Source organism: Streptococcus mitis (assembly GCF_946188685.1).
Taxonomy (GTDB): Bacteria; Bacillota; Bacilli; order Lactobacillales; family Streptococcaceae; genus Streptococcus; species Streptococcus mitis_CC.
In genome coordinates this window covers 36,070-56,674 of sequence record NZ_CAMHWH010000012.1, presented here as the reverse complement: position 1 = coordinate 56,674, position 20,605 = coordinate 36,070, and the positions used below count along the sequence as shown (strand labels likewise).

The window sequence follows — 20,605 nt, the reverse complement described above, 5'->3', positions numbered from 1 at the left end:
AAAAGGACTCAGTCCTGTGCAATACAGAACTAAATCCTTCGGATAAATTAATTGTCTAACTTTTTGGGGTCAGTACACAGTTATGTAACTGCTTTTTTGAGGGGTGTTCTATATATTGACATGCGATTTTGTATTTGCTACAATCAGCTATGGAGGATAAGTCTAATGAAAATCATAAAAAAATTGATGCAAATTGCATTAGCAGTCTTTTTCTTCGGTTTGCTAGCAACAAGTGCAGTACTGGCGGATACTACAGGTGGACAGTTTGTTGATAAAGATAATAGAAAATATTATATAAAAGATGACCATAAAGCAATCTATTGGCATAAAATAGACGGTAAAACCTACTATTTTGGTGATAGTGGAGAAATGGTAGTTGGTTGGCAATACTTAGAAATCCCTGGGACAGGTTATCGTGATGATTTATTTGATAATCGACCAGTTTTTGAAATTGCCCTTCAACCGAAGTGGTACTACTTTGGACAAGATGGTGTCCTACAAGAATTTGTTGGATGGAAACAATTAGAAGTTAAGGATTCGTTAAATGTTGGTAAAAAACATGGTGAGAGCTTTGAAGGCTCAGAAGTTCTTAAATTAGCAAATTATTACTTTGCTCAAGACCATTCTTTAAAAACAGGTTGGCTTTATGATCAGTCTAACTGGTATTACCTAGCAAAAATAGGTTCTTTAGGAAAAGACTACCTTGGTGGTGAAAGACGTGCTGGCTGGACCAATGATAACTCAACTTGGTACTATTTAGATCCAACAACTGGTATCATGCAAACTGGTTGGAAACAACTTGGCAATAAGTGGTACTACCTCCGTTCATCAGGAGCAATGGCAACTGGTTGGTATCAGGAAGGCTCAACTTGGTATTATTTAGACGAGCCAAATGGCAATATGAAAACTGGCTGGCAATACCTCGGTAACAAGTGGTATTATCTCCGTTCATCAGGAGCTATGGTCACTGGTTGGTTCCAGGTCCATGGCAAATGGTACTACGCTTATAGTTCAGGTGCTTTGGAAGTGAATACGACTGTAGATGGCTATTCTGTCAACTATAATGGCGAATGGGTTCAATAATGAAAGAGGCGATTGTGAAGGAAACAATCGCTTTTTTTGTGAAAATATAATAAAATAGATAGGAAAGAATAAATACTTGTATGAAAAATGGGACGGCTTTTTCGTCTAGCAAAAGGGAAAAATGACAAAAAAAGTTGGTGTCGGTCAGGCACATAGTAAGATTATTTTAATAGGGGAGCATGCGGTCGTTTACGGCTATCCTGCTATTTCCTTGCCTCTTTTGGAGGTGGAGGTGACTTGTAAGGTAGTTCCTGCTGACAGATCTTGGCGCCTTTATGAGGAAGATACCTTGTCCATGGCAGTTTATGCTTCGTTGGAGTATTTGGATATCAAAGAAGCCTGCATTCGTTGCGAGATTGACTCGGCTATCCCTGAGAAACGGGGAATGGGTTCGTCAGCGGCTATCAGCATAGCGGCCATTCGTGCGGTATTTGACTACTATCAAGTCGACCTGCCTCATGATGTACTAGAAATCTTGGTCAATCGAGCTGAGATGATTGCCCATATGAATCCTAGTGGTTTGGATGCTAAGACCTGTCTCAGTGACCAACCTATTCGCTATATTAAGAATGTAGGATTTACAGAGCTTGAGATGGCTCTATCAGCCTATTTAGTGATTGCAGATACGGGCGTTTATGGTCACACTCGTGAAGCCATCCAAGTGGTTCAAAGTAAAGGGAAAGATGCCCTACCGTTTTTGCATGCCTTGGGAGAATTGACTCAGCAGGCAGAAGATGCAATTAGAGGAAAAGATGCTGAAGGACTGGGGAAAATCCTCAGTCAAGCGCATTTACACTTAAAAGAAATTGGTGTTAGTAGCCCTGAGGCAGACTCTTTGGTTGAAACGGCTCTTAACCATGGTGTTTTAGGTGCCAAGATGAGCGGTGGTGGGCTAGGAGGCTGTATTATCGCCTTGACAACCAATTTGACTCAAGCTCAAAAACTAGCAGAAAGATTAGAAGAGAAAGGAGCTGTTCAGACATGGATCGAGAGCCTGTAACAGTACGTTCCTACGCAAATATTGCTATTATCAAATATTGGGGAAAGAAAAAAGAGAAAGAGATGGTTCCTGCTACTAGCAGTATTTCTCTGACTTTGGAAAATATGTACACAGAGACGACCTTGTCGCCGCTACCGACAGATGCTACTGCTGATGCCTTTTATATCAATGGTCAGCTACAAAATGAGGCTGAGCATGCCAAGATGAGCAAGATTATTGACCGTTACCGTCCAGCTGGTGAGGGTTTTGTTCGTATTGATACTCAAAATAATATGCCTACGGCAGCGGGCCTATCTTCAAGCTCTAGTGGTTTGTCCGCCTTGGTCAAGGCTTGTAATGCTTATTTCAAGCTTGGTTTGGATAGAAGTCAGTTAGCACAGGAGGCTAAGTTTGCCTCAGGATCTTCTTCTCGGAGTTTTTATGGACCGCTAGGTGCCTGGGATAAGGATAGTGGGGAGATTTACCCTGTAGAGACAGACTTGAAATTAGCTATGATTATGTTGGTGCTAGAGGATAAGAAAAAACCAATCTCCAGTCGTGATGGAATGAAACTTTGTGTGGAAACCTCGACGACTTTTGATGACTGGGTGCGTCAGTCTGAGAAAGACTATCAGGATATGCTGGTTTATCTCAAGGAAAATGACTTTGCCAAGGTTGGGGAATTGACTGAGAAAAATGCCCTGGCTATGCACGCTACGACCAAAACAGCATCACCAGCCTTTTCTTATCTGACGGATGCATCTTATGAAGCTATGGACTTTGTCCGCCAGCTTCGTCAGCAAGGAGAAGCTTGCTACTTTACCATGGATGCTGGTCCCAATGTTAAGGTCCTTTGTCAGGAGAAAGATTTGGAGCATTTGTCAGAAATCTTCGGTCAACGTTATCGCTTGATTGTGTCAAAAACAAAGGATTTGAGCCAAGATGATTGCTGTTAAAACTTGTGGAAAACTCTATTGGGCAGGTGAATATGCTATTTTAGAGCCAGGGCAGTTAGCCTTGATAAAGGATATTCCCATCTATATGAAGGGCGAGATTGCTTTTTCTGAGAACTATCGTATCTACTCAGACATGTTTGATTTCGTAGTGGACTTGACGCCAAATCCTGCCTACAGCTTGATTCAAGAAACAATTGCTCTAGTGGAAGATTTCCTGACTTATCGAGGTCAAACTTTAAGACCTTTTTCTCTAGAAATCCGTGGCAAAATGGAACGAGAAGGCAAAAAGTTTGGTCTGGGTTCTAGCGGTAGTGTCGTTATCTTGGTGATCAAGGCCTTGTTGGCTCTATATGATATTACGGTTGATCAGGAACTCTTGTTCAAGCTGGCTAGCGCTGTCTTGCTCAAGCGAGGAGACAATGGTTCCATGGGAGACCTTGCCTGTATTGTGGCAGAGGATTTGGTTCTCTACCGGTCATTTGATCGCCAAAAGGTGGCAACTTGGTTGGAAGAAGAAAACTTGGCGACAGTTTTGGAGCATGATTGGAGCTTTTCAATTTCACACGTACAACCTGCCCTAGAATGTGATTTCCTAGTGGGCTGGACCAAGGAAGTAGCTGTGTCTAGTAACATGGTTCAGCAAATCAAGCAAAATATCAATCAGAATTTTTTAACTTCCTCAAAAGCAACGGTGACTGCTTTGGTAGAAGCTTTAGAACAAGGAAAAGCAGAAAAAATTATCGAGCAAGTAGAAGTGGCAAGCAAGCTTTTAGAAGGCTTGAGCGCAGATATTTACACACCTTCGCTTAGACAGTTGAAAGAAGCCAGTCAAGATTTGCAGGCTGTTGCCAAGAGTAGCGGTGCTGGTGGTGGTGACTGTGGCATTGCCTTGAGTTTTGATGAGCAATCAACTGAAACCCTAAAAAACCGTTGGGCCGATCTGGGGATTGAGCTCTTATACCAAGAAAGGATAGGACATGACGACAAATCGTAAGGATGAGCACATCCGCTATGCCCTTGAGCAGAAAAGTTCCTATAATAGCTTTGATGAGGTGGAGTTGATTCATTCTTCCTTGCCTCTTTACGATCTGGATGAAATCGATCTTTCGACAGAATTTGCTGGTCGAAAGTGGGATTTTCCTTTTTATATCAATGCCATGACAGGTGGGAGTGAAAAAGGTAAAGAAATCAATCAAAAACTAGCTCAGGTGGCGGAAGCCTGTGGTATTTTATTTGTAACGGGTTCTTATAGCGCAGCCCTCAAAGATCCAGCAGATGACTCTTTTTCTGTCAAGTCTGATCATCCAAATCTCCTTCTTGGAACCAATATTGGATTGGACAAGCCTGTCGAGTTAGGACTTCAGACTGTAGAAGAGATGAATCCCCTTCTCCTGCAAGTGCATGTCAATGTTATGCAGGAATTACTCATGCCCGAGGGAGAAAGGAAGTTCAGAAGCTGGCAATCGCATCTGGCAGATTATAGCAAGCAAATCCCCGTTCCGATTGTCCTAAAGGAAGTGGGCTTTGGAATGGATGTGAAGAGCATCGAAAGAGCCTATGAACTGGGTGTTCGTACAGTGGATATATCAGGTCGTGGTGGTACCAGCTTTGCTTATATCGAAAACCGCCGCAGTGGCCAACGTGATTACCTCAATCAATGGGGACAGTCTACTATGCAAGCCCTTCTCAATGCTCAAGAATGGAAAGACAAGGTCGAACTCTTGATCAGTGGAGGCGTTCGAAATCCGCTGGATATGATTAAGTGCTTGGTCTTTGGAGCCAAGGCTGTAGGACTGTCTCGAACGGTTCTAGAATTGGTTGAAAGCTACACAGTTGAAGAAGTGATTGGCATTGTCCAAGGCTGGAAAGATGATCTACGCTTGATCATGTGTGCCCTTAATTGTGCCACCATAGCAGATCTGCAAAAAGTAGACTATCTTCTTTATGGAAAATTAAAAGAAGCAAAGGAACGGATGAAAAAGGCGTAACCATCGCCTTTTTTCCATCTTCAGACCGAGGTGACTTTTTTGAATTGTGATAAAATAGAAGGGAGAGGATGAACCTATGAGAAAATTTAAAATCTTTTTATTTATCGAAGCCTGTCTTTTGACGGGAGCTCTGATTTTGATGGTGTCAGAGCATTTTTCACGTTTTCTGCTGATTCTATTCCTCTTTTTACTTTTGATTCGCTATTATACTGGTAAAGAGGGCAATAACCTTCTTTTGGTTGCGGCAACCATTCTCTTCTTTTTCATCGTCATGCTCAACCCCTTTGTGATTTTAGCTATTTTTGTTGCGGTCATATACAGCCTCTTTCTTCTTTATCCGATGATGAACCAGGAAAAAGAGCAGACCAATTTGGTTTTTGAAGAGGTGGTAACGGTTAAGAAGGAGAAAAATCGTTGGTTTGGCAATCTCCATCATTTTTCAAGCTACCAGACTTGCCAGTTTGATGATATCAATCTCTTTCGTCTCATGGGCAAGGATACCATTCATCTGGAGAGGGTCATCCTAACCAATCATGATAATGTCATTATTCTCAGAAAGATGGTAGGAACAACCAAAATCATTGTACCTGTAGATGTGGAAGTCAGTCTCAGCGTTAATTGTCTCTATGGTGATTTGACTTTTTTCAACCAGCCCAAGCGAGCCCTCCGCAATGAACACTATCATCAAGAAACAAGAGACTATCTTAAGAGTAACAAGAGTGTCAAGATTTTCTTGACCACTATGATTGGCGATGTGGAGGTGGTCAGAGGATGAAAAAACAAGCTTATGTTATCATTGCCCTCACCTCCTTCCTGTTTGTCTTATTTCTCTCCCACAGCTTGTTGGAAATTCTTGATTTTGACTGGTCTATTTTCCTGCATAATGTTGAAAAAACAGAAAAATTTGTCTTTTTGTTGTTGGTATTCAGCTTGTCCATGACCTGTCTTTTAGCCCTGTTTTGGCGAGGTGTGGAAGAGCTTTCTCTAAGAAAAATTCAGGTCAATCTCAAGCGTTTGTTGGCAGGGCAAGAAGTGGTTCAGGTTGCAGATCCAGATTTGGATGCCAGTTTCAAGTCCTTGTCAGGGAAACTTAACCTCTTGACAGAGGCTCTTCAAAAAGCTGAAAATCACAGTCTTACTCAGGAAGAGGAAATCATCGAGAAAGAACGAAAGCGGATTGCTCGGGATTTGCACGATACGGTTAGTCAGGAGTTGTTTGCGGCCCACATGATTTTGTCAGGTGTCAGCCAGCAGGCTTTGAAACTGGATAGAGAAAAGATGCAGACCCAGTTGCAGAGTGTCACAGCCATTTTAGAAACAGCTCAGAAGGACTTGAGAGTCTTGCTCCTGCATTTGCGCCCAGTTGAATTGGAACAGAAGAGCTTGATAGAAGGGATTCAAATTCTTCTAAAAGAGCTTGAGGACAAGAGTGATCTCAAGGTTAGTCTTAAGCAAAATGTATCTAAATTGCCTAAGAAAATCGAGGAGCATATCTTCCGTATTCTGCAAGAATTGATCAGCAATACCCTCCGCCATGCCCAGGCCTCTTGTCTGGATGTCTATCTCTATCAGACGGATCTTGAATTGCAGCTGAAGGTGGTGGACAATGGGATTGGTTTCCAGTTAGGGAGTTTAGACGACTTGAGTTATGGACTGCGGAATATCAAGGAGCGAGTCGAAGATATGGCAGGAACGGTTCAACTCTTGACAGCTCCCAAGCAAGGTCTGGCGGTTGATATCCGTATTCCCCTGTTAGATAATGAGTTATAAAGGAGTAGAGATGAAAATTTTACTAGTAGATGACCATGAAATGGTCCGATTGGGCTTGAAAAGCTACTTTGACCTCCAAGATGATGTAGAAGTTGTAGGTGAGGCTGCCAACGGATCTCAAGGCATTGACTTGGCCTTGGAACTGCGTCCAGATGTCATTGTCATGGATATCGTCATGCCTGAGATGAATGGAATTGACGCGACCTTGGCCATCCTCAAAGAATGGCCTGAAGCCAAGATTTTGATTGTGACCTCTTACTTAGACAATGAAAAAATCATGCCTGTCTTAAATGCTGGTGCTAGGGGCTATATGCTCAAGACTTCAAGTGCGGATGAATTGCTGCACGCTGTTCGTAAGGTAGCTACTGGGGAGCTGGCCATTGAGCAAGAGGTCAGTAAGAAGGTCGAATACCACCGCAATCATATAGAACTACATGAGGACTTAACTGCGCGTGAGCGAGATGTGCTTCAACTCATCGCCAAGGGCTACGAAAATCAGCGCATCGCAGACGAACTGTTTATCTCTCTCAAGACGGTCAAGACCCATGTGTCCAATATCCTAGCCAAACTTGAAGTCAGCGATCGTACCCAGGCGGCTGTCTATGCCTTTCAGCACCACTTGGTGGGTCATGAAGACTTTTAATAGTTATGTAAAAATAATATTGGAGAAGTAGCTGAACTTAGTATCAAAGAAGCAAGCAAGTACCTCTAGCACGATAAAATATTTTTTTCACAATATTTTATGTTATTTGTTGACATTCATTTTATAGGGGAGTAAAATGAAGCTAAAGATAACTAAAGTAATGTAGTATTTATCAAAGGATATATAAAATCCAAAAGGAGGTTAGAATCATGTCTCCGTAAATTATCAAAATAAGGTCACTAGAGCGTTAAGGAATTTTGAAGAAAGGATTTTTGTCATGAAAAAATATATTACTTATGCTGCTTTATTACTTACTTCAGGCGCTTTACTATCAACTACTTATGTAGTTAGTGCAGAAACTACAACGTCTACCACTAAAGTGACTACATCACAAACAACTTCACAGTATACAAGCGAGAAAGAAGCAATTGATCAACTTGTTAAAGAAGGTAAAATTAAGGTTGAAGATGCAGAAAAAGTTAAGTTGGTAGGATTTTCTCCTAGAGAATTAACGCAAGTAGAAGGCAATCAAGAAAAAATAGCATTTAATCAAAATAGAGATGATAAAGGAACCTGGATGCAAACAGATGGTCGCTGGTGGTTCAAATATACTTCAGGTGGGTATGCTAAACATTGGGAATTGTTAGATGAGAAATGGTATTATTTTGATGATCAAGGTTGGATGAAATCAAATGAGTGGATTAACCCAGATGGTAATTGGTACTATCTTTCAAATGATGGAGCTATGCTAACCGATTACAATAGAGTTAATGGAAAACCTTATTTCTTCAGATCTAACGGTGTTTGCGTAGAAAATAAGGGGCAGGCAATTGCTGAATATGCAGAAACCTTTATAGGTTCATTACCTTATCAATATGGAGCAGCTACATTAAATAAGAGTATCGGTGCTGATTGTTCTGGATTCACTCAAGCAATTCATGCCTGCTTTGATATTTATATTGGTAGAACAACTGGAGAACAAGCTGAAGGAGGGAAATTTATATATAGTGGTTCACAACTTCCTGGAGATTTAATATTGTACAATGGCGACCAAGGTTCAAATCAACATGTAGGTATCTACGTTGGAGGTGGAAAAGTTGTTCATGCTCCAGATAGAGGTCAATATGTTTCTTATATGAATCAATACGGAATGGATCAAAATACAATCCGTAGATATTGGTAATATTGTCTAATTTTTTACAATATTATTGGTTTTGGCTATGAAAAGTATTAGAATATAGCTAAATAAAGAGGTAAGTCCTCTTATAGCTATTCAATATAGGAGGAAATGGCTATGAAAAAATCTAAACTACTTACACTTGGTTTACTTGCAGGTGCTGGTCTACTTTTATCTATCAACCAAGCACAGGCTGCAGATACTTGGGTTAAAAATGGTGCTGACTGGAATCTTTCACAAGATGGCAGTCTAGCTAAGGATAAATGGGTACAAAATGCTGGTTCTTGGTACCACTTCGATAGCGCTGGTAAAATGCAGACAGGTTGGCTCAAAGAAGGCAATACATGGTATTCACTAGCAGATAGTGGCGCTATGCGTACTGGCTGGTACAAGGAAGGTAACACATGGTACTCACTAGCAGATAGTGGCGCCATGCGTACAGGTTGGTACAAAGAAGGATCTACATGGTACTATCTTCATTTTAGTGGTTCTATGATGACAGGTTGGGTGTTCATAGGTGGTAATTGGTATTATTTTGAACAATCAGGTGCAATGGCCTCTGATAGAGTTGTAAATTCTAGTGATGGGACAGGCTATATTCTCGGCAAGGATGGCCATATGTTCACTTTACGAAATAGCCCTTATAAAAATGGTGACATTGTTCGTTTAGGTGATGGATATGAATATCTGATTACAGCAAAATTTGACGGAAATAACTTTACTGATGTTATCGTGGATAAAAACACTTGGTATATCAAACCTGAGTTCAAGAAGTTTTCCGACAAATATGGGGATCAAGTTTCCAATACGATGTTGGCTTTAGTGGATAATAAAGAAGAAGGACAAGAAATTGATCCTAAAGCTGTTATTCGAAATTTCCAAAATCTACCAGGTCGATATTATTTTGGAGCAGATGGTCGTAGAGTGACACCACTTCCAGAGATGACAACTAGATCAGAAATCAAAAAAGTTGGCAATGATCTTTATCTAGAAGACCCAGGTGTACGACTTAGACTATCTGCTCACTTCACAATCAATAACAATAAACTATACTATTTAGATAATGGACAAGGTAAGCTCAAAACAGGTTACTTTGTACTGATTGATGATGGTATGGCTACAACCCACTATCATTTCCTTGTATATGCAGACCAATCTGGTGAGGTTCTTAAGATGAAACGCTTGCCATCAAGATTTTCAGATTATTTTGACAAAGAAATCGATGGTTTCTATGGTCAAAAAATTAAGATTACACAGCCAAATAAGTATGAATATTACAAGGTTCTTGTGGTTAAATAATACAAAACGAATCGCCTAATGAGGGATGTGTGGGCGATTCGTTTTTTACTGTAATCAGCCATCATTAAGCATCTTTTATAAGATTATATTCGAAATCTAAAGAAAATCAAGAAGAAACCGTACTTCCAGCATCATTGAAAAGCACATTCATTACTTGAAAAAAGTCGCTCATTTATGTTATAATAGACTGTATTTAAAAAATTTTAAGGAGAAATGACAGAATGTCTGTATCATTTGAAAACAAAGAAACAAACCGTGGTGTCTTGACTTTCACTATCTCTCAAGACCAAATCAAACCAGAATTGGATCGTGTCTTCAACTCAGTGAAGAAATCTCTTAATGTTCCAGGTTTCCGTAAAGGTCACCTTCCACGCCCTATCTTCGACAAAAAATTTGGTGAAGAGTCACTTTACCAAGACGTTATGAACGCTCTTTTGCCAAATGCTTATGAAGCAGCTGTAAAAGAAGCTGGTCTTGAAGTGGTTGCTCAACCAAAAATTGATGTAACTTCAATGGAAAAAGGTCAAGACTGGGTTATCACTGCTGAAGTCGTTACAAAACCTGAAGTAAAATTGGGTGACTACAAAAACCTTGAAGTATCAGTTGATGTAGAAAAAGAAGTGACTGATGCTGACGTTGAAGAGCGTATCGAACGCGAACGCAACAACTTGGCTGAATTGGTTATCAAGGAAGCTGCTGCTGAAAACGGCGACACTGTTGTTATCGACTTCGTTGGTTCTATCGACGGTGTTGAATTTGACGGTGGAAAAGGTGAAAACTTCTCACTTGGACTTGGTTCAGGTCAATTCATCCCTGGTTTCGAAGACCAATTGGTAGGTCACTCAGCTGGCGAAACTGTTGATGTTATCGTAACATTCCCAGAAGACTACCAAGCAGAAGACCTTGCAGGTAAAGAAGCTAAATTCGTGACAACTATCCACGAAGTAAAAGCAAAAGAAGTTCCAGCTCTTGACGATGAGCTTGCAAAAGACATCGACGAAGAAGTTGAAACACTTGCTGAATTGAAAGAAAAATACCGCAAGGAATTGGCTGCTGCTAAAGAAGAAGCTTACAAAGATGCAGTAGAAGGTGCAGCAATTGATAAAGCTGTAGAAAACGCTGAAATCGTAGAACTTCCAGAAGAAATGATCCACGAAGAAGTTCACCGTTCAGTAAACGAATTCCTTGGAAACTTGCAACGTCAAGGTATCAATCCTGACATGTACTTCCAAATCACTGGAACTACTCAAGAAGACCTTCACAAACAATATGAGGCAGAAGCTGAGTCACGTACTAAGACTAACCTTGTTATCGAAGCAGTTGCGAAAGCTGAAGGATTTGACGCTTCAGAAGAAGAAATCCAAAAAGAAGTTGAGCAATTGGCAACAGACTACAACATGGAAGTGGCTCAAGTACAAAGCTTGCTTTCAGCTGATATGTTGAAACACGATATCACAATCAAAAAAGCTGTTGAATTGATCACAAGCACAGCAACAGTTAAATAATCTTATACTCTTCGAAAATCTCTTCAAACCACGTCAGCGTCGCCTTACCGTACTCAACTACAGCTTGCGGCTAGCTTCCTAGTTTGCTCTTTGATTTTCATTGAGATTAATAAACAAAAATCCCACCTGACTAGGTGGGTTTTCTTATCCACTATTTTCCAAAAATCTCTTTGAGGTCTGCGTCTGTAATCCCAATCATGGCGGGGATGCTGTCCCAGTTTTCTTCTGTCAGGATGTAGGATTGTTCAGAGGTACTTGATGTTGCAGTTTCAGAGACAGCTGGTTGCTTTTCTTCAACATTCTCCAATAAATCACTGAAGCGTTCAATCAGATAGGTTTTTCGGGCAGTTCCAATGTGTTGGGTGGCATAATCGAAGGCCTGTAATTCGCCTAGTAAGATAAGCTTGCTTTTGGCGCGTGTAATGGCTGTATAGATGAGATTGCGCTCCAGCATACGCCTACTAGCACTGGTGATAGGTAGGATAACAACAGGGAACTCACTTCCCTGAGACTTATGGATACTCATGGCATAGGCCAGGCGAATCTTGTACCATTCGTTACGTGGATAAGAGACCTCGTTGCCATCAAAATCAATGACAATTTCATCTTGTTTCGACTCGGTGTATTTACCAGGAATCAGGTCTGTGATGGCTCCTAAATCTCCATTAAAGACATTGATTTCAGCATCGTTGACCAAGTGAATGACCTTATCTCCCTTACGATAGTGGCACTGGGGAGCTTCAAAACTGACTTGGTCTTTTTGTGGTGGGTTCAGGAGGTCTTGCATGAGTTGGTTGATGGCATCAATCCCTGCCGTCCCTCGGTACATGGGGGCCAGAACCTGAATATCACGTGCAGAAATACCACTTCTGAGGGCAGCGCCTAAGATCTTTTCAATGGTAGCAGGAATATGTTCGCTAGCAATTTCAAAGTAGGAACGGTCTGCTTTTTTCTGGGTGAAATCAGCTGGCAAGATACCCTGTCGAATCTGACTAGCTAGGGTGACGATGGTTGATTCTTCGCTTTGTCGATAAATTTTTTCCAAGCGAGTCTGAGGAATCAAAGGAATATGAAGCAGATCCGCTAGAACCTGTCCAGGACTGACAGAAGGCAGCTGATCGCTGTCGCCCACGATGAGGATTTTACTGTTAGAAGAGATGTTGGAGAAGAGTTGATTGGCCAGCCAAGTATCCACCATAGAAAATTCATCCACGATGATAAAGTCGGCATCCAGATAATCTTCCAGATGACTGGTATCATCATCACCTGTCATTCCTAAATGGCGGTGTATGGTCGCGCTAGGCAAGCCTGTCAATTCATTCATACGCCGAGCTGCTCGACCAGTTGGAGCAGCCAGAAGAATCGGCAGGTTGCTTTTTTTCCTGAGGTCAAGTCCTTCTAAGAGGGCATAAACACCGATGATACCATTAATAACAGTTGTCTTACCAGTACCAGGCCCACCTGTCAGAATAAAGACCTTGTTCTGGATAGCGTCGCAGATAGCTTGTTTTTGAATACTATCATACTCAATCTCCAAATCTTCTTCGACAGTAGCGATATGTTTTTGAATGGTTTTTAAATCATGACTCTTCTGTTTTCCTTTTTCAAGGATACGGACCAAGTGACTGCGGATGCCTTCCTCAGCGAAAAAGAGGCTATTGTCAAAGATTTTGGTATCAATCTGCTGAACCTTGTCTTCTTCAATCAGGTAGGAGAGTTCTTGGGCCACTTGGCTGGGATCCAGTTCCACGGGGCGGGAAGATTCAAGGAGAGTAAGGGTTTGTTCTAGCAGATCTCGTGCTTCAACATAGGTATCCCCTGTTTCCATACAGGCCTGAAAAAGACTGTGAACTAGACCGGCCCGGAAGCGTTCAGGAGCCTGACTTTCGATGCCTAGTTCCTCCGCTAATTGGTCAGCAATAGTAAAGCCTAAACCCTTGATATCCTCGACCAGCTGGTAGGGATAATTTTCAACTACATCAAGGGTTTCTTCCTTGTAAAAGTCTTGAATCTGGAAGGCTAGTTTATTGGGAATGCCGTAGTTGGCTAGTTTGGCCAAGACCATCTCTGTTCCGTAGTTGAGGCGGAGAGTGGAGACGAAAGCCTCGCGATTTTTGGCAGAGAGTCCTGCGATGCCTTCTAGCTTTTCTGGGTGTTGCAGAATTTCGTCAATGGTATTTTCGCCATAGGTATCCACGATTTTCTGAGCTGTCTTGAGACCAATCCCTTTGAAATGGCTACTTGAAAAGTACTTAACCAGCCCCTTGCTAGTTGGTTTTGCTCGTTCATACCGGCTGATTTGCAGTTGTTCCCCATACTTGGAGTGCTGGACAATTTGTCCCCAAAAAGTATAGTCTTCTCCCTCAATCACATCAGCCATGGTACCGGTGACAATGATTTCAAAATCATCAAACTCCTCTGCGTCCGTATCGTCGATTTCTAGGAGGAGGATACGATAAAAATTGCTAGGATTTTCAAAAATAATCCGTTCAATGGTTCCTGAAAAATAAACTTCCATAAAATTCCTTTGCATGAATAGGTGAGAGTTGGGGTTGTTTTAGTAAGTTAGAAAGTTAACAATTACTTCTCACGATAGAAGAAGAGGCTGAGATTCTTGCTTCTCGGCCTCTTAGGTTTCTTAAAATGTTCCGATACGGGTGATTGGCCAGAAGCGGAATTTAGCTTCCCCTGTGATATCTTTTGCTTTAAAGGTACCTACGTGGCGGCTGTCGCTCGAAACCAAGCGGTCGTCTCCAAGGAGAAGGTATTCTCCTTCTGGGACAGTAAAGCTAAAGTTGGTGTTGTAGTTGACATCAACTGTAAAGGCTTGGGCCTTTTGAGCGATGCTTCTAAAGAAAGTTCCTTTATTTCCTTCAAAGCCCTTGCCTGAGTATGTGCTTTGGAGTTTATCATCCTTGAAACGTTTGATGTAGTCAGCTAGGTAAGGCTCATCCGTCTCTTTATCATTGATGTAAAGTTTATCGTTTTCGTAACGGATAGTATCGCCAGGCATTCCGATGACACGTTTGACAATGTCCTTATTGCCATCTTCCTCATGGGCCACCACGATATCAAATCGGTCAATAGGAAGGTGTTTTACAACGAAGAGGATTTCACCATCCGCTAGAGTTGGATCCATGGAATGTCCTTCTACACGGACATTGCTCCAAAAAAAGATACGGCTTAAAGCTAATAATGACAGAATCAGGAGGAATAATCCCCACTCTTTTAAGAAATTTTTAAATGAATTCATAACTTACCTTTCTAAGCGTTTTTTCGCTTTTTCAGTATTTTTAAAGTGCAGTTTAGCGCAGAAGTTAAGTCCCTGCATACCATAGGCTTGTAAAATCTGGCTAGCCACCTTATCAGAAGCCGTTCCAGCTCCACTTGGAAGTTGATAGCCCAGCTCTCGTCCCAGATTTTCAAGATTTTCTAGAAAGAGATCACGCGCAATGATAGAAGAAACTGCGACAGCCAAGTATTTGCCCTCAGCCTTTTCTTCTAGTCTGATAGGATTGCTGAAACGATTGGCCTCTTGTGCCAAGTATTTGTCGTAATTTTTAGCGCTGGTAAAGGCATCAATCACAATTTTCTCAGGCTGAAGTCCTTTTTGAAGGAGGAGATAGATAGCCTGATTATGGAGGGCAACCTTAACCGAAACAGCGTTGTAGCGGTCTCCGATAACCTCGTTGTACTTGCTTGGTGAGAGAAGGAGTGCCTGGTGCTGAATTTTTTCCTTGAGGATAGGGGCAATCTGATGGATCTTTTGGTCGGTCAGAGTTTTAGAATCTCCCACACCGAGTTTTCGCAAGAAGTCATGCTGGTCAGGTGTGACAAAGGAAGCCACAACTGCAAGTCCACCAAAGTAGGAACCATTTCCAACCTCATCCGTCCCAATCAAAGGGAGATTTTGTCCGCTGGTTTGCCCTACAACTTGATAGCCAAAGAAACGAGCGTATTTCTCAGCTCCTTCACCCTGAAGCAAGACCTTTCCAGAAGTATAGATAGAAACGGTTGCTTGAGGCAGTTTCAAAAAATAGCGAATATAGGGGTTTTTACTGGGAGCCAGACTGGTTTGATAGTGTTCAAGAAAAGCCTGAATCTCCTTTTCGCTTGGTGTGAGTGTTATACTTGCCATAGTTTCTATTGTACCATAAAAGTAGGCAAATTTGTAAAAACTGACAAAGTTAGCGAATTTTGGTATAATATCGTGAGGTGAATTTTATGGCAAATCTAAATCGATTCAAATTTACATTCGGGAAAAAATCATTAACCTTGACAACCGAGCATGATAACCTTTTTATGGAGGAAATCGCTAAGGTTGCGACAGAAAAATACCAAGCAATTAAAGAACAAATGCCTAGTGCAGACGATGAAACAATCGCTCTTTTGTTGGCAGTCAACTGTTTATCAACTCAGCTCAGCCGTGAGATTGAATTTGACGATAAGGAGCAAGAGTTAGAAGAACTCCGTCACAAGCTCGTGACCTGCAAGCAAGAACAGAGCAAGATTGAGGATTCCTTATGATTTCACTCCTTCTTCTATTGGTCTTGGCTTGGGGATTTTATATTGGCTATCGGAGAGGCCTGCTCTTGCAGGTGTATTACCTGATTTCAGCCATGGCATCGGCTTTTATGGCTGGCCAGTTTTACAAGGGGCTTGGAGAGCAGTTCCATTTATTGCTCCCTTATGCAAATCCTCAGGAAGGTCAGGGAACCTTCTTTTTCCCATCGGATCAACTCTTTCAGCTGGATAAGGTCTTTTACGCAGGGATTGGCTACTTGCTTGTATTTGGGATTGTCTATAGCATCGGTCGTTTGCTTGGTCTCCTCTTGCACTTGATTCCTAGTAAAAAACTGGGTGGCAAGTTGTTCCAAGTTTCAGCAGGAATCTTGTCCATGTTGGTGACCTTATTTGTCTTGCAGATGGCCTTGACAATCTTGGCGACCATCCCCATGGCAGCTATACAAAATCCTCTTGAAAAGAGTATCGTCGCAAAACACATCATCCAGAGCATACCGGTAACAACCAGTTGGCTCAAACAAATCTGGGTGACAAATTTAATCGGATAAAAAGGGCAGGAATTTTCCTAGCCCTTTGTTTACAGATTTGACTGAATGTAAAAAGCTGCCACACCTAGACATTCAAAGATAAGGAAATAACGATGAACAAGAAAATATTAGAAACATTAGAGTTCAATAAGGTCAAGGCCTTGTTTGAACCTCATTTGTTGACAGAGCAGGGCTTGGAGCAACTGAGACAGCTGGCTCCAACTGCCAAAGCAGATAAAATCAAACAGGCTTTTGCTGAGATGAAGGAAATGCAGGCTCTTTTTGTTGAGCAACCGCATTTTACCATTCTCGCAACCAAGGAAATCGCAGGAGTCTGCAAGCGATTGGAGATGGGGGCGGACCTCAATATCGAGGAGTTCCTCCTCTTGAAGCGCGTGCTTCTGTCTAGCCGAGAACTGCAAAGTTTTTACGCCAATCTGGAAAATGTCAGCTTGGAAGAATTAGCCCTTTGGTTTGAGAAATTACATGATTTTCCGCAATTACAAGGAAATTTACAAGCCTTTAATGATGCAGGTTTCATTGAAAATTTTGCCAGTGAAGAATTGGCGCGAATCCGTCGAAAAATCCATGATAGCGAGAGTCAGGTCCGCGATGTTTTACAGGACCTGCTCAAGCAAAAAGCGCAGATGTTGACGGAAGGGATTGTTGCCAGCAGAAATGGCCGTCAGGTTTTACCAGTCAAAAATACCTACCGCAATAAGATTGCAGGTGTTGTTCATGATATTTCTGCCAGCGGAAACACCGTCTATATCGAACCCCGTGAGGTGGTCAAACTGAGCGAAGAAATTGCCAGTTTACGAGCAGATGAGCGCTATGAAATGCTTCGCATTCTCCAAGAAATTTCTGAGCGTGTCCGCCCTCATGCGGCTGAGATTGCCAATGATGCTTGGATTGTCGGCCATCTGGACTTGATTCGTGCCAAGGTCCGCTTTATCCAAGAAAGGCAAGCAGTCGTACCTCAGCTGTCAGAAAATCAAGAGATTCAACTGCTCCATGTCTGCCATCCTTTGGTCAAAAATGCCGTTGCAAATGATGTCCATTTTGGTCAAGATTTAACAGCCATTGTCATTACAGGTCCCAATACAGGTGGGAAGACCATCATGCTTAAAACTCTGGGATTGACGCAGGTTATGGCTCAGTCTGGTTTGCCGATTTTAGCAGATAAGGGAAGTCGTGTTGGTATTTTTGAAGAAATCTTTGCCGATATTGGCGATGAGCAATCTATTGAACAGAGCTTGTCTACCTTCTCTAGCCACATGACCAATATTGTGGATATTCTTGGCAAGGTTAACCAACATTCACTTTTACTCTTGGATGAGTTGGGAGCTGGTACAGACCCTCAAGAAGGAGCTGCTCTTGCCATGGCTATTCTGGAAGACCTTCGCCTGCGTCAAGTCAAGACAATGGCGACCACCCACTATCCAGAACTCAAGGCCTATGGTATCGAGACAGCCTTTGTGCAAAATGCCAGCATGGAGTTTGATACTGCGACTCTACGCCCGACCTATCGCTTTATGCAGGGCGTGCCTGGTCGAAGCAATGCCTTTGAAATTGCTAAACGTCTAGGTCTATCTGAAGTCATCGTAGGGGATGCCAGTCAGCAGGTCGATCAAGACAATGATGTCAATCGGATTATTGAGCAACTGGAAGAGCAGACGCTAGAGAGTCGCAAACGCTTGGACAATATCCGTGAGGTGGAGCAAGAAAATCTCAAGATGAACCGTGCTCTCAAAAAACTCTACAATGAGCTCAATCGTGAAAAGGAAACCGAGCTTAACAAGGCGCGTGAACAGGCTGCTGAGATTGTGGACATGGCTCTAAGTGAGAGTGACCAGATTCTAAAGAACCTTCACAGTAAGTCTCAACTCAAACCCCATGAAATCATTGAAGCCAAGGCCAAGTTGAAGAAATTGGCTCCTGAAAAAGTAGATTTGTCTAAAAACAAGGTCCTTCAAAAGGCTAAGAAAAAACGAGCTCCTAAGGTGGGAGATGATATCGTGGTTCTCAGTTATGGCCAGCGTGGTACCTTGACCAGTCAACTTAAGGACGGCCGCTGGGAAGCCCAAGTCGGTTTGATTAAGATGACCTTGGAAGAGAAAGAATTTGACCTTGTTCAAACCCAGCAAGAAAAGCAAGTCAAGAAGAAACAAGTCAATGTTGTGAAACGGACTTCTGGCCGAGGTCCACAAGCAAGACTGGACCTTCGAGGTAAACGCTATGAAGAAGCCATGAATGAGCTAGATGCCTTTATCGACCAAGCCCTGCTTAATAATATGGCCCAAGTCGATATCATTCATGGTATCGGAACAGGTGTCATCCGTGAAGGAGTCACCAAATACCTACAAAGAAACAAGCATGTCAAGAGTTTCGGCTATGCCCCACAAAATGCTGGAGGCAGTGGTGCGACTATTGTCACTTTTAAAGGATAGCAGTATTTTGGACTTTATACAGTAAAAACTGTTGAATTAAGTTTTACTGATAAAAACATTGACAAAAGCCAACATTTTTTGTAAAATAAGAATCAATTAAATACCAACACCGAATGAAGTTTAATAGAAGTGGAGAATCGTTTGATTTTCCATGACTGTAAATGGACGGAACTCTGGAGAGACCGTAAAGGCACCGAAGGGGCAAGGCAGGCAACTGCTCAAACTCTCAGGTAAAAGGACAGAGCTAGGATAGACAGCTTTTTAGCATTTATCTAAGCATTCCAGAGTACATGTATCTTGCATGTGCTCTTTCTTTTGGGGTTGAAAAGATAGGAGAATAGAATGTTAGAATTGCTTAAATCAATTGATGCTTTTGCTTGGGGCCCACCCCTCTTGATTTTATTGGTCGGAACAGGAATTTACCTAACTGCTCGTTTGGGGCTTTTACAGGTTTTACGTCTGCCCAAGGCCTTCCAGCTTATTTTTACCAAGGATAAGGGGCATGGCGATGTGTCCAGCTTTGCGGCCTTGTGTACAGCCCTCGCAGCGACAGTTGGTACGGGAAATATTATCGGGGTGGCTACTGCTATCAAGGTTGGTGGACCAGGAGCACTCTTTTGGATGTGGATGGCTGCTTTCTTTGGTATGGCAACCAAATATGCGGAAGGACTCTTGGCGATCAAATACCGCACCAAGGACGACCATGGTGCAGTAGCGGGAGGGCCAATGCATTATATCCTTCTAGGGATGGGAGAAAAATGGAGACCACTTGCTATCTTCTTTGCTATCGCAGGTGTCTTAGTAGCTTTGTTGGGAATCGGGACCTTCACCCAAGTCAACTCGATTACAGAATCTATCCAAAATACAACGACTATTTCGCCAGCTATCACAGCTCTCGTTTTGTCTGTCTTAGTAGCGATTGCCGTCTTTGGCGGACTCAAGTCCATCTCTAAGGTTTCAACTACTGTTGTTCCTTTTATGGCTATCATCTATATTCTAGGAACTCTTACAGTTATTTTCTTTAATATCGGAAAACTCCCAGCTACAATCACTCTAATCTTGACATCAGCTTTTAGTCCAGTTGCTGCGGTAGGTGGATTTGCTGGCGCTAGCATTCGAATGGCTATTCAAAATGGTGTGGCGCGAGGTGTTTTCTCGAACGAATCTGGTCTGGGTTCGGCTCCCATTGCAGCAGCTGCGGCTAAGACAAATGAACCAGTAGAGCAAGGATTGATTTCCATGACAGGAACCTTTATTGATACCCTCATTATCTGTACCTTGACTGGTTTGACCATCTTGGTGACTGGTGTTTGGAGCGGCGACTTAAATGGGGTTGCCTTGACTCAGTCAGCCTTCTCAACAGTCTTTTCACACTTTGGACCTGCCCTTTTGACCATCTTCCTTGTTCTCTTTGCCTTCACGACAATTTTAGGTTGGAACTATTATGGAGAGCGCTGTTTCGAGTTTCTCTTCGGTGTTCGCTTTATCTGGCTCTACCGTGTGGTCTTTGTGCTCATGGTCTTGCTGGGAGGATTTATCGAGTTGGATATGGTTTGGATTATCGCAGATATCGTCAACGCCTTGATGGCTTTGCCAAACTTGATTGCTCTCTTGGTTTTATCACCAGTTGTTATTGCTGAGACTAAAAAGTATTTTAATAAATAATGAAATCACACATCGCGTGTGATTTTTTGATTTCATAAA

General features: G+C 42.2%; 18 protein-coding genes and 1 riboswitch. Of the genes, 15 read left to right on the top strand and 3 right to left on the bottom strand.

Features of this window, described 5'->3' with window-relative positions:
• Positions 1-165: 165 nt before the first annotated feature.
• From N8N51_RS09715 to tig, 11 genes are all read left to right on the top strand, one after another.
• Positions 166-1,083 carry an N-acetylmuramoyl-L-alanine amidase family protein gene (locus tag N8N51_RS09715; protein WP_261104101.1) on the top strand — a complete coding sequence of 306 codons (918 nt, stop codon included), beginning with the start codon at positions 166-168 and terminating at the stop codon, positions 1,081-1,083.
• Positions 1,084-1,204: 121 nt separating this feature from the next.
• Entirely contained in the window at positions 1,205-2,083 is an 879-nt protein-coding gene (gene mvk, locus N8N51_RS09710) for a mevalonate kinase (protein WP_125454942.1), read from the top strand.
• The gene (mvaD, locus tag N8N51_RS09705) at positions 2,065-3,018 is read left to right on the top strand and encodes a diphosphomevalonate decarboxylase (protein ID WP_049544770.1); all 954 of its coding nucleotides are present in this window, start codon (positions 2,065-2,067) and stop codon (positions 3,016-3,018) included. The genes mvk and mvaD overlap by 19 nt, the downstream gene beginning before the upstream one ends.
• The gene (locus N8N51_RS09700) at positions 3,005-4,012 is read left to right on the top strand and encodes a phosphomevalonate kinase (RefSeq protein ID WP_125443757.1); all 1,008 of its coding nucleotides are present in this window, start codon (positions 3,005-3,007) and stop codon (positions 4,010-4,012) included. Before mvaD ends, N8N51_RS09700 begins: the two co-directional genes overlap by 14 nt.
• Complete coding sequence (fni, locus tag N8N51_RS09695) at positions 3,996-5,006, top strand: type 2 isopentenyl-diphosphate Delta-isomerase (protein ID WP_261104100.1); 1,011 nt, start codon at positions 3,996-3,998, stop codon at positions 5,004-5,006. The genes N8N51_RS09700 and fni overlap by 17 nt, the downstream gene beginning before the upstream one ends.
• A gap of 76 nt (positions 5,007-5,082) precedes the next feature.
• Positions 5,083-5,781: a cell wall-active antibiotics response protein LiaF gene (gene liaF, locus N8N51_RS09690; RefSeq protein ID WP_084888109.1), complete on the top strand. Its 699-nt coding sequence runs from the start codon at positions 5,083-5,085 to the stop codon at positions 5,779-5,781.
• Positions 5,778-6,776 carry an envelope stress sensor histidine kinase LiaS gene (locus tag N8N51_RS09685; protein ID WP_084888107.1) on the top strand — a complete coding sequence of 333 codons (999 nt, stop codon included), beginning with the start codon at positions 5,778-5,780 and terminating at the stop codon, positions 6,774-6,776. The genes liaF and N8N51_RS09685 overlap by 4 nt, the downstream gene beginning before the upstream one ends.
• A gap of 10 nt (positions 6,777-6,786) precedes the next feature.
• The gene (locus N8N51_RS09680; RefSeq protein ID WP_049486946.1) at positions 6,787-7,419 is read left to right on the top strand and encodes a response regulator transcription factor; all 633 of its coding nucleotides are present in this window, start codon (positions 6,787-6,789) and stop codon (positions 7,417-7,419) included.
• Positions 7,420-7,696: 277 nt separating this feature from the next.
• The gene (locus N8N51_RS09675) at positions 7,697-8,602 is read left to right on the top strand and encodes a C40 family peptidase (protein WP_261100464.1); all 906 of its coding nucleotides are present in this window, start codon (positions 7,697-7,699) and stop codon (positions 8,600-8,602) included.
• 111 nt (positions 8,603-8,713) lie between these two features.
• Positions 8,714-9,895 (top strand): PspC-like choline-binding domain-containing protein, encoded by a 1,182-nt coding sequence (locus N8N51_RS09670; protein WP_261104099.1) that lies wholly within the window; start codon positions 8,714-8,716, stop codon positions 9,893-9,895.
• 221 nt (positions 9,896-10,116) lie between these two features.
• Complete coding sequence (gene tig, locus N8N51_RS09665) at positions 10,117-11,400, top strand: trigger factor (RefSeq protein ID WP_261104098.1); 1,284 nt, start codon at positions 10,117-10,119, stop codon at positions 11,398-11,400.
• 151 nt (positions 11,401-11,551) lie between these two features.
• Here the strand turns inward: tig and recD2 are convergent, their stop codons facing one another.
• The 3 genes from recD2 to rnhC form a co-directional block, all read right to left on the bottom strand.
• Complete coding sequence (gene recD2, locus N8N51_RS09660) at positions 11,552-13,918, bottom strand: SF1B family DNA helicase RecD2 (protein ID WP_125454837.1); 2,367 nt, start codon at positions 13,916-13,918, stop codon at positions 11,552-11,554.
• Positions 13,919-14,038: 120 nt separating this feature from the next.
• A complete protein-coding gene (gene lepB / locus N8N51_RS09655) occupies positions 14,039-14,653 on the bottom strand; it encodes a signal peptidase I (RefSeq protein ID WP_001083986.1) in 615 nt (204 codons plus the stop codon).
• 3 nt (positions 14,654-14,656) lie between these two features.
• A complete protein-coding gene (gene rnhC, locus N8N51_RS09650; protein ID WP_125454838.1) occupies positions 14,657-15,538 on the bottom strand; it encodes a ribonuclease HIII in 882 nt (293 codons plus the stop codon).
• Positions 15,539-15,624: 86 nt separating this feature from the next.
• On the opposite strand from rnhC, the gene zapA reads away from it, so the two are divergent.
• The 4 genes from zapA to N8N51_RS09630 all read left to right on the top strand — a co-directional run bounded on the left by zapA (position 15,625) and on the right by N8N51_RS09630 (position 20,566).
• Positions 15,625-15,927, top strand: a complete 303-nt coding sequence (gene zapA / locus N8N51_RS09645; RefSeq protein WP_000002022.1) for a cell division protein ZapA — start codon at positions 15,625-15,627, stop codon at positions 15,925-15,927.
• Positions 15,924-16,472 carry a CvpA family protein gene (locus N8N51_RS09640; RefSeq protein ID WP_000624509.1) on the top strand — a complete coding sequence of 183 codons (549 nt, stop codon included), beginning with the start codon at positions 15,924-15,926 and terminating at the stop codon, positions 16,470-16,472. Before zapA ends, N8N51_RS09640 begins: the two co-directional genes overlap by 4 nt.
• Positions 16,473-16,564: 92 nt before the next feature.
• Positions 16,565-18,901 (top strand): endonuclease MutS2, encoded by a 2,337-nt coding sequence (locus tag N8N51_RS09635; protein WP_261104095.1) that lies wholly within the window; start codon positions 16,565-16,567, stop codon positions 18,899-18,901.
• 163 nt (positions 18,902-19,064) lie between these two features.
• Positions 19,065-19,153, top strand: a riboswitch (glycine riboswitch).
• 90 nt (positions 19,154-19,243) lie between these two features.
• On the top strand, positions 19,244-20,566 hold the full coding sequence (locus tag N8N51_RS09630) for an alanine/glycine:cation symporter family protein (protein ID WP_261050031.1): 1,323 nt from the start codon (positions 19,244-19,246) through the stop codon (positions 20,564-20,566).
• Positions 20,567-20,605 lie beyond the last annotated feature (39 nt).